The sequence below is a fragment of the Streptosporangium sp. 'caverna' genome (genome assembly GCF_003203775.1).
In the GTDB taxonomy this organism is placed as follows: domain Bacteria; phylum Actinomycetota; class Actinomycetes; order Streptosporangiales; family Streptosporangiaceae; genus Streptosporangium; species Streptosporangium subroseum.
The window spans coordinates 7,850,224-7,864,962 of sequence record NZ_CP029711.1 but is presented as its reverse complement, the minus strand read 5'-3'; the positions used below and the strand labels follow the sequence as shown (position 1 = coordinate 7,864,962).

At 74.8% G+C, this 14,739-nt stretch carries 1 protein-coding gene; it reads left to right on the top strand.

What is annotated here, in order from left to right:
* Nucleotides 1–68: 68 nt before the first annotated feature.
* Nucleotides 69–14,723, top strand: coding sequence for a type I polyketide synthase (locus tag DKM19_RS33990; protein ID WP_110701447.1), 14,655 nt, complete (start codon nucleotides 69–71; stop codon nucleotides 14,721–14,723).
* Nucleotides 14,724–14,739 lie beyond the last annotated feature (16 nt).

Genomic DNA, 14,739 nt, shown 5'->3' with positions numbered 1-14,739 from the left:
AGAAACAGCCTTCGATTTCGGACGTCGGTCAATTCGACGTTTGCTCGGTTATCCGCAGAGGTGGACGAATGGCGACTGAGGAAACCCTCCGCGACTATCTCAAGTGGGTGACCGCGGATCTCGCCCAGACCCGCCAGCGCCTCACCGAGATGGAATCGGCCGAGCAGGAGCCGCTCGCCATCGTCGCGATGGGGTGCCGGTTCCCCGGCGGAGTCTCCTCCCCCGAGGATCTCTGGCGCTTGGTCACCGAGGGCCAGGACGCGATCTCGGGGTTCCCCGCCGACCGTGGCTGGGATACCTGGTACGAGCCGGGTTCGGCCGAGATGGACACGCTCACCGGCGGCTTCCTCCACGACGCCGGTGACTTCGACCCGGCGTTCTTCGGGATCAGCCCGCGCGAGGCCCTGGCCATGGACCCGCAGCAGCGAGTCCTGCTCGAAGTGGCCTGGGAGACCTTCGAGCGGGCCCGGATCGACCCGGCGACGCTGCGCGGCACGCAGGCCGGCGTCTTCGTCGGCGGTAGCTACATGGGGTACAGCTCCTACGTCGAGGACCTGCCCGACGGCGTCCTCGGCCACCTGCTCACCGGCACCGCGCCGGCCGTCCTCTCCGGCCGGCTCGCCTACACGTTCGGCCTGGAGGGACCGGCGGTCACGATCGACACCGCCTGCTCCTCCTCGCTGGTCGCACTGCACCTGGCCGGCCGCGCCCTGCGCAGCCGGGAGTGCTCGATCGCGCTGGTCGGCGGTGTGGCGGTCATGTCGACCCCGGACTCGTTCGGGGAGTTCACCAAGCAGGGCGGCCTGGCCGCCGACGGCCGGTGCAAGTCCTTCGCCGCGGCCGCCGACGGCACCGGCTGGTCGGAAGGCGTCGGCCTGCTGCTGGTCGAGCGCCTCTCGGACGCCCAGCGCCTCGGCCACCCGATCCTCGCGGTCGTGCGGGGCAGCGCGGTCAACCAGGACGGCGCCTCCAACGGGTTGACCGCCCCGAACGGCGGCGCCCAGCAGCGCGTCATCCTGCAGGCCCTCGCGTCTGCCGGGCTGTCGCCCGCCGATGTGGACGCGGTGGAGGCGCACGGGACCGGGACGCGGCTCGGTGACCCGATCGAGGCCCAGGCCCTGCTCGCCACGTACGGCCAGGACCGGGAGCAGCCGCTCCTGCTGGGCTCGCTGAAGTCCAACCTCGGCCATGCGCAGGCCGCGGCCGGCGTCGGTGGTGTCATCAAGACCGTTCTGGCCCTGGGCCACGGGCTGCTGCCCAAGACGCTGCATGTGGATGCGCCGTCGCCGCAGGTGGACTGGGCCTCCGGGTCGGTGGAACTGCTGACCGAGGCGCGGGTGTGGCCGGAGACGGGTCGGTCGCGGCGGGCGGGCGTGTCTTCGTTTGGGATCAGTGGGACGAATGCGCATGTGATTTTGGAGCAGGCGCCGGCTGTCGTGCCGGTGGATGAGCCGGTTGGGCCGGTTGGGCCGGTGGTGGGGTTGCCGGTGGTGCCGTTGGTGGTGAGTGCGCGGTCTGTGGGGTCGTTGGAGGCGCAGGTTCAGCGGGTGCGGGCGTTGGGTGCGGCTCCGTTGGATGTCGGTGTGGCGTTGACGGCGCGGGCGGTGCTGGAGCAGCGTGCGGTGCTGCTGGGTGATGCGGTCATTCGGGGGGCGGCGGCCGAGGGTCGTTTGGCGGTGGTGTTCACCGGTCAGGGCTCGCAGCGGGCCGGGATGGGCCGGGAGCTGTATGACGTGTTTCCGGTGTTCGCGGCGGCCTATGACGAGGTATGCGCGGCTCTGGATCTTCCGCTGCGTGAGTTGGACGCGGCGTTGCTGGATCAGACGGGGTGGGCGCAGCCGGCGATTTTCGCGGTGGAGGTGGCGCTGCTGGCGTTGGTGCGCTCGTGGGGTGTGGTCCCGGAGGTGGTGGCGGGGCATTCGATCGGGGAGATCACCGCCGCGTACGCCGCCGGTGTTTTGAGCTTGGCGGATGCGGCGACGCTGGTCGCGGCGCGGGGCCGGTTGATGCAGGCGCTGCCCTCGGGTGGGGCGATGCTCGCCGTCGGGGCGGCCGAGGTCGATGTCCGGGCGCTCCTGGCCTCCGTAGGCGGCGGCGATGGGTCGAGCGGCGACGGCTTCGCCGTTGATGTCGCGGCGGTGAACGGTCCGGCCTCGGTGGTGGTGTCCGGGGTTGAGGGCGACATCGAGCGGGTCGCCGAGCTGGCTGCGGAGCGGGGTTGGAAGATCTCGCGGTTGCGCACCAGTCATGCGTTCCATTCGCGCTTGATGGAGCCGATGCTCGCGGAGTTCTCCGAGGTTGTCCGTGGGCTGGGTTTCGCTGAGCCGAGGCTGGCGGCGGTGTCGACGGTGACCGGTGCGGCGGTGGGGTCGGGGCAGTGGACCGACCCGGACTACTGGGTCGAGCAGGTCCGCAAGCCGGTCAGGTTCGCCGACGCGGCCGCTGCTCTGAAGGCCGATCGGGTGCTGGAGCTGGGCCCGGACGGTGTGCTCACCGCACTGGTCGGTGCGGCGACCCCGGACGCGGTCGCCGTGGCCGCGCTGCGCCGGGACCGAGACGAGCCCACGACGCTGCTGACCGCACTGGCCGAGCTGTTCGTCAGTGGTCAGCAGGTGGAGTGGCGGGCGTTGTTCGACGGCACCGGTGCCCGCCCGGTCGACCTGCCCACCTACCCCTTCTCCCACCAGCGGTACTGGCTCCGCCCCGCCCCCCGTGAAGCGGTCACCGCGACGGGCGCGGACGCCGACTTCTGGGCCGCGATCGACTCCGCCGACCTCAGCGCGGTCGCCCACGAACTGCGTATCGACGCCGAGGCCCACCGGGAGACGCTCGGCGCCCTGGTCCCGGCCCTCTCCTCCTGGCACCGCCACAGGCAGCGGCGCGACCAGGTCGACGGCTGGCGCTACCGGGAGACCTGGACGGCGCTGCCCGACCCGACCACGCGGACGCTCACCGGCACCTGGGTGCTGGTCGTCCCCGCCGAGGCATACGGCGTCGAGGAGATCCTCGCCCGGGCCGGCGGCGACGTCGTGACGATTCCCGCGGCCGACCGGGCCACGCTCGCGGCCCGGCTCCGCGACCAGGCCGACGTCGCCGGGGTCGTCTCGCTCCTCGCGATGGGCGACGGCACGGACGAGGCGGGTCTCCCGGCGGCGCTGTCCGGAACGCTCGCGCTCGCCCAGGCCGTCGAGGACGCCGCCGTCCCCGCTCCGCTGTGGATCCTCACCCGGGGCGCGGTCGCCGCCGTTCCCGGCGACCACGTCACCACCCTCACCCAGGCCGAGGTGTGGGGCCTGGGCAGGGTGGTCGGCCTGGAGTACCCGAACCGCTGGGGCGGCCTCCTGGACCTCCCCGAAACCCTCGACCCACGCGCCGCCGACCGGCTCGTCGCGGTCCTCGCCGGCGGTCTCGACGCCGAGGACCAGGTCGCGATCCGCCCCTCCGGCCTGCTCGTCCGCCGGCTGGAGCACGCTCCGGCCGGCACCGACGAGGGCTGGCAGCCGCGCGGCACCGTCCTGATCACCGGTGGCACCGGCGCGCTCGGCGGCCACGTCGCCCGCTGGGCCGCCGCCCACGGCGCCGCGCACCTCGTCCTGGCCGGCAGGCGCGGGCCGGACGCACCCGGTGCGCACGACCTGGCCGACGAGATCCGCGCCGCGGGTGCCCGCGTCACGATCGTCGCCACGGACCTGGCCGACCGCGACGCGGTCGCGGCCCTCCTCAAGGAGGCCACCGCCGACCCGGAGGCCCCGCTCACCGCGGTCGTGCACGCCGCCGGCATCGCGCACAGCGCGCCGCTGGCCGACCTCGACGCCGCCGGCCTCGCGTCGGTGCTCGCCGGCAAGACCACCGGGGCGCTGCACCTCGACGAACTCCTCGGCGACACGGACCTGGACGCGTTCGTTCTGTTCTCCTCGATCGCCGCGACCTGGGGCAGCGGCTGGGGCGGCGCCTACGCGGCCGCGAACGCCGGCCTCGACGCCCTGGCCCAGCGGCGGCGCGCTCGCGGCCTGGCCGGCACGTCGCTGGCCTGGGGCCCATGGGCCGAGGCGGGCATGGCCACCGAGGGCGGCACCGCCGCCGCGCTGAGCCGGCGCGGCCTGGCCCCGATGTCCCCCGACCTCGCGATCGAGGTCCTCCGGCAGGCCGCCGGGGGACGCTCGCCGCTGCTCACCGTCGCCGACGTCGACTGGGCTTCCTTCGTCGAGACGTTCGCCGCGGCCCGCCGCCGGCCGCTGCTGGAGGACCTGCCGGAGGTCGCCGGCCTGGCCGCCGCCGCGCCGGTGGTCGAGACCGGCTGGCGCTCCCGGCTGGCCGCCCTGCCCCCGGCACAGCGCGAGACCGAGCTGGTCGACCTGGTACGGGGCCACGCCGCGCTCGTCCTGGGCTACCCGTCCGCCGAGGCGATCGCGGTCAGGCGACCGTTCCGCGAACTCGGTTTCGACTCGCTCACCGCGGTCGAGCTGCGCAACGCGCTGGCCACCGAGACCGGGCTGCGCCTCTCCCCAACGCTCGCGTTCGACTACCCGACGCCGCTGGAACTCGCCCGTTACCTGCAGGAGGAGGTCTTCGGCGGCGAGGCCGCCCTGGTCACCGCCCCGGCCGTGCTCGCCGACGTCGACGACCCGATCGTGCTCACCGCGATGGCCTGCCGCTTCCCCGGCGGCGTCAGCACCCCCGACGAGCTGTGGGACCTGGTCGCCGGGGAGGTCGACGCGATCGGCTCGTTCCCGGCCAACCGCGGCTGGGACGTCGACGCGCTCTACAACCCCGACGCAGACCGTTCCGGCACCTCCTACACGGTCAACGGCGGGTTCGTTCAGGACGCCGACCGGTTCGACCCGAGCCTGTTCGGGATCAGCCCGCGCGAGGCCCTCGCCATGGACCCGCAGCAGCGGCTCCTGCTGGAAACCGCGTGGGAGACGTTCGAACGGGCCGGCCTCGACCCGCTCTCACTCCGCGGACAGCAGATCGGCGTTTTTGTCGGCACCACCCACCAGGGGTACATCTCCCTGCTGGAGGAGAGCCCCGAGGACCTGAGCGGATACCTCGGCATCGGCAGCGCCGGCAGCGTCGCCTCCGGGCGGATCGCCTACACGTTCGGCCTCGAAGGCCCCGCGATGACCGTCGACACCGCCTGCTCGTCCTCGCTGGTCGCCCTGCACCTGGCCGCGCAGGCGCTCCGCCAGGGCGAGTGCGGCATGGCTCTGGTCAGCGGCGTCACGATCATGGCCACACCCGGCACGTTCACCGAGTTCTCCCGTCAGCGCGGCCTGGCCGTCGACGGTCGCTGCAAGTCGTTCGCGGCGGCGGCCGACGGCACCGGCTGGGCCGAGGGCGTCGGCATGCTGCTGGTCGAGCGACTGTCCTCGGCGCGGGAGTCCGGGCGCCCGGTGCTGGCCGTCGTACGGGGCAGCGCGGTCAACCAGGACGGGGCCTCCAACGGCCTGACCGCCCCCAACGGCCCCGCCCAGCAGCGGGTGATCCGGGCCGCGCTGGCCAACGCCGGCCTGGCGCCGGAGGAGATCGACACGGTCGAGGCCCACGGCACCGGCACCACCCTCGGCGACCCGATCGAGGCCCAGGCGCTGCTGGCCACCTACGGCCAGAACCGCGAGGAGCCACTCTGGCTCGGTTCGATCAAGTCGAACATCGGTCACACCCAGTCCGCCGCCGGTGCGGCCGGCATCATCAAGATGATCCTCGCGATGCGGCACGGGCTGCTGCCCAGGACGCTGCACGTCGACGAGCCGACCCCGAACGTCGACTGGACCTCCGGAGCGGTCGAGCTGCTCACCGAGGCCCGGTCCTGGCCCGCCTCCTCCAGGCCGCGCCGGGCGGGCGTGTCCGCGTTCGGGGTCAGCGGCACCAACGCCCACGTCATCCTGGAGGAGCCGCCGGCCGCCGTCGAGGACGAGCGACCGCGCAGCCGCAGCACGTTGCCGGTCCTGCCGTTTGTCGTCTCCGCGGCCACCGAGGCCGGCCTGGACGCGCAGACCGAAAACCTCCGCGACTGGCTCGACGCGCATCGGGACGCCGACGTCTCCGACGTGGCCCGGACCGCCGCGGGGCGGGCCGCGCTCGCGCACCGGGCGGTCTACCTGGCGCCCAACCGGGCCCAGCTGCTCCGTACGCTCAAGCGGCGGGAGACCGCTGCGCGCGGCGAGATCGGCGACGGCCGGCTCGCCCTGCTCTTCACCGGCCAGGGCGCGCAACGCCTGGCGATGGGGGAGCAGCTCTACGCCGCCTTCCCGGTGTTCGCGGCCGCGTTCGACGAGGTGTGCGCGTCGATCGACCCGCTGCTGGACCAGCCGCTGCGGCTGGTCGTCTTCGCCGACCCGGACGCGCTCGACCAGACCGGCTACGCCCAGCCCGCGCTGTTCGCGGTCGAGGCGGCGCTGCTGGCGCTGCTCCGGCACTGGGGCGTGACGCCCGACTTCGTCGCGGGGCACTCGATCGGTGAGATCACCGCCGCCTACGCCGCCGGGGTCCTGTCCCTGACCGACGCCGCGGCGCTGGTGGTGGCGCGGGGCCGGCTGATGCAGGCGCTGCCGGCCGGCGGCGCGATGCTCGCGGTCGGCGCGTCCGAGGCCGACGTCCTGGAGGCGTGCCCGGAGGTGGACCTCGCCGCGGTGAACGGCCCGGACGCGGTGGTGGTCTCCGGGGCCGCCGACGACATCACCCGGATCGTCAAACTGGCCGCGGAGCGGGGCTGGAAGACTTCTCTGCTGCGCACCAGCCACGCGTTCCACTCCCGGCTGATGGAGCCGATGCTCGCCGAGTTCCGTACGGTCGTCGACGGGCTCGCCTTCACCGCGCCGCAGGTGGCCGCGGTCTCCACGGTGGAGCCGGGCGAGCCGCTGCGCTGGACCGAGCCGGAGTACTGGGTCGAGCAGGTCCGCCGGCCGGTCCGGTTCGCCGACGCGGTGGCCGCGCTGACCGCCCGGGGCGTCACCCGCTTCCTGGAGGTCGGGCCGGACGGCGTGCTGACCGCCCTGGTCGGTGCGAACGAGCCGGACGCGCTCGCCGTGCCGACGCTGCGCCGGGACCGGGACGAGGTCGCCACGCTGCTCACCGGCATGGCGACGGTGTTCACACGGGGTACGGAGGTCGACTGGGCGAGCGTCCTCGACGGTGCCGGCACGCCGCTGCCCGACCTGCCGACCTACGCCTTCCAGCGGCAGCGCTACTGGCCGCAGGCCGGCACCGGCGCCGAGACCGACCCGGCGAGCCTCGGGCTGAGCCTGGTCGAGCACCCGCTGCTCGGCGCGGCGGTCTCGCTGGCCGACGGCGACGGCGCCGTGCTCACCGGCCGCCTCACGCTCCGCGCCCAGCCCTGGCTGGCCGACCACACGATCCTGGGCACCGTCCTGGTGCCGGGGACCGCCCTGCTCGACCTCGCCCTCACCGCCGGCGCCGTGGCCGGCGCCCCGGCCGTCGAGGAGCTGGTGCTCCAGCAGCCGCTCCGGCTCGACGCCTCGGCCGGCGTCGCCGTACAGGTCAGCGTCGGCGCCCCGGACGAGAACGGCCGCCGCCCGGTCACCGTTCACTCCCGCCCGGGCGAGCCCGACTCCGGAACCGAAGACCCCTGGACCGTCCACGCCACCGGTTTCGTGAGCCGGGCCCAGCCGGCCGCCGAGGCGTTCGCCTGGCCCCCGGCCGGCGCGACCCGCCTGGCCACCGAGGACCTCTACGACCGGCTGGCCACCGCGGGCTACGAGTACGGGCCGGTCTTCCGGGGCCTGCGCGAGGTCTGGCGGCAGGGCGACGACCTTTACGTGGAAGCGGAGCTGCCCGGCGATCCGGACCGGTTCGCCGTCCATCCCGCGCTGCTCGACGCGGTCCTGCACGGTCTGAGCACGGGACCGGCCGGCGACGGCGTGACCCGGCTGCCCTTCGCGTTCACCGGCGTCACCGTGCACGCCGACGGCGCCGGGCTGCTGCGGGCCCGGCTCCGGATGGACGGCGAGACCGTACGGGTCGACGCGGTCGACGCCGCCGGCGAGCCGGTGGTCACCGTCGAAGGCCTCGTCTTCCGCCCGGTCACCGCGGACGAGACCGCCGCCGGTCAGGACGAGGCGGCCCGCTCGCTGTTCGCCGTCGAGTGGACGCCGCAGGAACTGACCGCGGCGGCGGAGGCCCCGGTCGTGATCGCGCTCGGCGAGCCGCTGCCCGCGCGGGCGGCGGCGGTGCTGGTCGTGGACGCGACGGCGCCCGGCGCGGCCCGGGACCGGGCCGCCGCGCTGCTCACCCTGCTCCAGGCCTGGCTCGCCGATCCCGCCTGGTCCGATGCCCGGCTGGTCGTCCGCACGTTCGGCGCGGTCGGCGACGACGTCACCGACCCCGACGGGGCGGCGCTGTGGGGCCTGGTCCGGTCGGCCCAGTCCGAGCACCCCGACCGGATCCACCTGCTGGACGCCGCCGAGGACGCGCTCTACCCGGTGCCGCAGGCGCTGGTGCGCGACGGCGCGGTCACGGTGCCGCGTCTGGCCCGGCTGCACGCCTCGGGTACGGCGGACTTCGGTGACGGCGTCGTGGTGGTCACCGGCGCCGGCGGCACGCTCGGCGGTCTCGTCGCCCGGCACCTGGTGCGGGCCCACGGTGTTCGAAAACTGCTCCTGCTCTCCCGCTCCGGCGGGAGCGTCGACATCGAGGGCGCGGAGGTGCGCTCGCTCGCGTGCGACCTGTCCGACGCCGGCGCGGTCATGGCGGCGTTGCGGGACGAGCCGGTCAGCGCCGTGGTCCACGCCGCCGGCGTCATCGACGACGGCCTGCTCACCGACCTGACCCCCGAGCGCCTCGACACCGTCTTCCGTGCCAAGGTCGACGCCGCCCGTAACCTCGCCGCCGCGACGGAGGACAGGCCGCTGAGCGCGTTTGTCCTCTACTCCTCGGCGTCGGGGCTGTTCGGCAGCGCCGGCCAGGCCAACTACGCCGCCGCCAACGCCTTCCTGGACGCCTACGCAACACAGTTGCGGGCACAGGGCGTCCCGGCGACGTCGCTGGCCTGGGGCCTGTGGGACGCCGGCATGGGCGGCGCGCTCTCCGAGGCCGACCGCCGCAGGCTGGCCCGGGGCGGCTTCGGCGCGTTGGACGCCACGGCCGGCCTCGCACTCTTCGACGCCGCGCTGGCCTCCGGCCGCCCGGTCGCCGTCCCGATCCGGCTCGACCTGGCCACGCTCCGCGGCGTCGAAGAGCTTCCCCCGCTGCTGCACAGCCTGGTCCGGACCGTCACCCGGCGGCGCGCCGCCGCGGCCAGGACCGAGACCGGCGGCTCCTCGCTGGCCCAGCACCTCGCCGGCATGGAGGAGGCCGATCGGGTCCTGGCGGCGCTGACCACCGTCCGGGCCCACGCCGCCGCGGTGCTCGGCTACCCCGGCTCGGACGCGATCCCGGCCGGCCGGGCCTTCCGCGAGCTGGGCTTCGACTCGCTCACCGCGGTCGAGCTGCGCAACCGGCTCGCCACCGAGGTCGGCCTGCGGCTGCCCGCGACGCTGATCTTCGACTACCCGAACGCCACCGCCCTCGCCGAGTTCATCACCGCCGAGCTCTCCGGCTCGGCCCCGGCCCCGGTGCCGATGGCGGCCGTCGCCGCACCGGCCGACGACGACCCCATCGTGATCGTCGGCATGGCCTGCCGCTACCCGGGCGGGATCACCACCCCGGACGAGCTGTGGAACCTCGTCGCCGAGGGCAGGGACGGCATGGGATTGTTCCCTGCCAACCGGGGCTGGGACGTGGAGGGGCTCTACCACCCCGACCCCGACCATCCCGGTACGTCGTACGCGCGGGAGGGCGGGTTCCTCTACGACGCCGCCGACTTCGACCCGGGCCTGTTCGGGATCAGCCCGCGCGAGGGCATGGCGATGGACCCGCAGCAGCGGCTGCTGCTGGAATCCTCGTGGGAGACCCTGGAACGCGCCGGTGTCGACCCGCTGGGGCTGCGCGGCTCCCGTACCGGCGTTTTTGTCGGCCTGATGTACCACGACTACCTCGGCCGGTTGACCGCCGTGCCGGAGGAGGTCGAGGGCTTTCTCGGCACCGGCAACTCCGGCAGCGTCGCCTCCGGCCGGATCGCGTACACCTTCGGACTCGAAGGCCCGGCCGTCACCGTCGACACCGCCTGCTCGTCGTCGCTGGTCGCGCTGCACCTGGCCGCCCAGGCGCTGCGGTCGGGCGAGTGCGATCTGGTGCTCGCCGGCGGCGTGACGGTGATGGCGACCCCGGACACCTTCACCGGTTTCTCCCGCCAGCGCGGCCTGGCCGCCGACGGCCGGTGCAAGTCCTTCGCCGCCGCCGCCGACGGCACCGGCTGGGGCGAGGGCGTCGGCATGCTGCTGGTAGAGCGGCTGTCGGACGCCCGGCGGAACGGGCACCGCGTGCTCGCGGTCGTCCGGGGCACCGCGGTGAACCAGGACGGCGCCTCCAACGGGCTGACCGCGCCGAACGGCCCGTCCCAGCAGCGGGTGATCCGCCAGGCGCTGGCCAACGCGGGCCTGACCTCGCGGGACGTGGACGCCGTCGAGGCCCACGGCACCGGCACCACGCTGGGCGACCCGATCGAGGCGCAGGCGCTGCTGGCCGCCTATGGCCAGGACCGGGAGACACCGCTCTGGCTCGGTTCGATCAAGTCCAACCTCGGGCACACCCAGGCCGCCGCCGGGGTCGCCGGGATCATCAAGGTCATCCAGGCCATGCGGCACGGCGTACTGCCCAAGACGCTGCACGTCGACGAGCCGACCCCGAAGGTCGACTGGGCCTCCGGCGCGGTCGAACTGCTCACCGAGGCCCGGCCCTGGCCCGCCTCCTCCAGACCGCGCCGGGCCGGCGTCTCCTCGTTCGGGATCAGCGGGACCAACGCGCACATCATCCTGGAGGAGCCCCCGGCCGAGGCGACCACGCCGGTCCCGGCGGTGACCCGTACGGTGCCGCTGGTGGTGTCGGCCAACGACCCGGCGGCGCTGACCGAGCTGGTCGAGCGGATGCGGGTCGTGCTCCGCGACCGGGCGCAGGCGCGGCCGGAGGACATCGGGCACGCGCTGACCAGCCGGGCCACGCTGCCGCACCGCGCGGTGCTGCTGAGCCCAGGCTCCGGGGAACCGGTCGCGGCCGGCCGCGCCGCCGAGGGGCGGCTGGCGATGGTGTTCACCGGTCAGGGTGCGCAGCGGGCCGGTATGGGCCGTGAGCTGTATGACGCTTTCCCGGTGTTCGCGACCGCGTTCAACGAGGTCTGCGCCGCGCTCGACCTGCCCCTGCTCGACGTCCTCGACGACCAGGAACGGCTGGATGAGACCGGCTGGGCGCAGCCGGCGATCTTCGCGGTCGAGGTCGCGCTGCTGACCCTGCTGCGCAGCTGGCGGGTGACGCCGGAGACGGTGGCCGGTCACTCCGTCGGTGAGATCACCGCCGCCTACGCCGCCGGGGTCCTGAGCCTGACGGACGCCGCCACGCTGGTCGCGGCCCGAGGGCGGCTCATGCAGGCGCTGCCCGCCGGCGGCGCGATGCTCGCGATCGGCGCCGCCGAGGCCGAGGTCCGCGCTCTGCTGGCCGCCACCGCCGAAGGATTCGCCGTCGACGTCGCGGCGGTGAACGGACCGAGCGCGGTCGTGGTGTCGGGAGCCGAGGCGGACGTCGACCGGGTGGCCGTGCTGGCCACAGAGCGGGGCTGGAAGACCTCGCGGCTGCGGACCAGCCACGCGTTCCACTCCCGGCTGATGGACCCGATGCTCGCGGAGTTCGCGAAGGTCGTCCGCGGACTGAGTTTCGCCGAGCCTCGGCTGGCCGCGGTCTCCACCGTCGAGCCCGGGGAGCCGCTGCGCTGGACCGACCCGGAGTACTGGGTCGAGCAGGTCCGCAGGCCGGTCCGGTTCGCCGACGCGATCGGCGCGCTGGACGCGGCCCGCGTCCTGGAGCTGGGCCCGGACGGCGTGCTCACCGCGCTGTTCCAGGAAGCCCGCCCCGAGCTGACCGCGGCCGCGACGCTGCGCCGCGGCCGCGGCGAGGTCGAGACCCTGCTCACCGCGGTGGCCCAGGTCTTCGTCGCCGGCCAGACCGTCGACTGGGCCGCGACGTTCGGCACCGGCCCGGCGCCCGTCCTCGACCTGCCCTCCTACCCGTTCCAGCACCAGCGGCTCTGGATCGACGTGATCGACCCGGCCGGGGACCTGGCCGGCGCCGGCCTGCACGACGCCGAGCACCCGCTGCTGAGCGCGGCCGTCACGCTCCCGGACAGCGACGCCCTGCTGTTCACCGGGCGGCTGGCCGCCGGGTCACCGGCCTGGCTGGCCGACCACGCGGTCTTCGACGCCGTGATCGTCCCCGGCGCGGCCCTGGTCGACGTCGCCCTGGCCGCGGGAGCCCGGTCCGGCGTCCCCGTCCTCGACGAGCTGCTGCTCCAGGCGCCGCTCGCGCTGCCGGCCACCGGCGGGGTCGCGCTGCGGGTCACGGTCGGCGCACCGGACGAGGACGGACGCCGTACCCTGGCCGTCTACTCGCAACCCGACGGCGCCGAGGGCTGGACCACGCACGCCACCGGTCTCCTCTCCGCCGACGCCGGGGCGCCGGTGCCGCTCCCCGAGCCGTCGACGGGCGGCGAGCCGGTTCCTCTCGACGGCCTCTACGAGCGGCTGGCCGACGCGGGCCTGCGCTACGGACCGACGTTCCAGGGCCTGGTCGGCGCCGTACGCGACGGCGACGAGGTGGTCGCCGAGGTACGGCTGGACGGCGTGGACCTCGACGGGTTCGGCGTCCATCCGGCGCTGCTCGACGCGGCTCTGCACGCGATCGGCGCGGCCGGACTGTTCGACGAGACCGTACGGCTGCCGTTCGCGATCAGCGGCGCGCGCCTGCACGCCGTGGGCGCCGGCACGCTCCGCGTCCACCTCACCCGACTGGGCGACAGCGCGGTCCGCCTGGCCGCTCTGGACGGCTCCGGCGCTCCGGTGCTCACCATCGACGAGCTGGCCTTCCGCCCGGTCACCGCGGAGCAGGTCAGCGCCGTGCCGGCCGGCTTCCGGTCGCTGTTCGGCGTGGACTGGGTGCGACAGGAGGTCACGCCCGCCGCGGAACCCCGGGTCGTGATCGCGCTCGGCGATCCGTTGCCGGCCCCCGCGACGGTGCTGGTCGTGGACGCCACGGCGCCCGGCGCCGCCCGGGACCGGGCCGCCGCGCTGCTCACCCTGCTCCAGGCCTGGCTCGCCGATCCCGCCTGGTCCGATTCCCGGCTGGTCGTGCGCACGTTCGGCGCGGTCGGCGACACGGTCACCGATCCGGACGGGGCGGCGCTGTGGGGCCTGGCCCGGGTGGCCCAGTCCGAGCATCCCGACCGGATCCACTTGCTGGACGCCGCCGAGGACGCGCGGTATCCGCTGCCACAGGCCTTGGTACGCGACGGCGTGGTGCGGGTTCCGCGCCTCGTACGGCTCGACGGTTCGCAGGCGGTCGACTTCGGTGACGGGTCCGTGGTGGTCACCGGGGCCACCGGGACGCTCGGCAGGCTCGTCGCCCGGCACCTGGTGGAAGCCCATGGCGTCCGCGATCTGGTGCTGATCTCTCGCTCCGGCGGGAACGCCGACCTCGAACGCGAGCTCGCTCCGGCGAGGGTGCGGTCGATCGCCTGCGACGTGTCCGACGCCGACGCGCTCACCGCGGCGCTGCGGGACGAGCCGGTGACCGCCGTGATCCACGCAGCCGGTGTGCTCGACGACGGGACGCTGGAGTCTCTCACCCCCGAGCGGCTCGACGCGGTCTTCCGCGCCAAGGTCGACGCCGCCCGAAACCTCGCCGCCGCGACGAAGGACAGGCCGCTGCGCGCCTTTGTGCTCTACTCCTCGGCGTCGGGACTGTTCGGCAACGCCGGCCAGGCCAACTACGCCGCCGCCAACACCTTCCTCGACGCGTACGCCACCCGGTTGCGCGGCGAGGGGGTGCCGGCGACCTCGCTGGCCTGGGGCCTGTGGGACGCCGGCATGGGCGGCACGCTCACCGACGCCGACCGCGCCCGGCTGGCCCGTACCGGCTTCGGCGCGCTCACAGCCGCCGACGGCCTCGCCGCCTTCGACGCCGCCCTCGCGGCCGGTCGGCCGCTGGCGGTGCCGATCGCGCTGGACCTGGGCGCGCTCCGGGCCGCGGCGAGTGACGGTACGGTCCCCGAACTGCTGCGCGGCCTGGTCGCCGTACCTCGCCGGGCCGCCGACACCGCCCCCACCCAGACGCTCGCGGCCCGGCTCGCCCCGCTGAGCGAGGTCGAGCGCGACCGGATTTTGCTCGACCTGGTCCGGTCCCGCACCGCCGGCATCCTGGGCTACGCGTCGCCCAAGGACGTCGAGCCCACCCGGGGCTTCCTCGAGCTGGGCTTCGACTCGCTGACCGCGGTGGAGCTGCGCAACCGGCTGCAGACCGAGACCGGGCTGCGCCTGACGGCGACCCTGCTGTTCGACCACCCGTCGCCGACCGGACTCGCCCGGCACCTCGCCGAGCTGCTCCGCCCCGACCAGGCACCCGAGACCAGCCCCGTCGACGCCGTCTACGCCGAGATCGCCGGCCTGGAAGTCCTGCTCAAGGCCGCCGCCCTCGACGACGGGCACCGGGCAGGGATCGGGCAGCGGCTACGCACGCTCGCCTCCGCCTGGGCCGCGCCCGCGGGCGGCGCCGACACCGACGACCTCCAGTCGGCGACGGCCGACGAGATCTTCGACCTCCTCGACGAGCTCGGCACCCAGTGATCCAGCCCAAACCCGA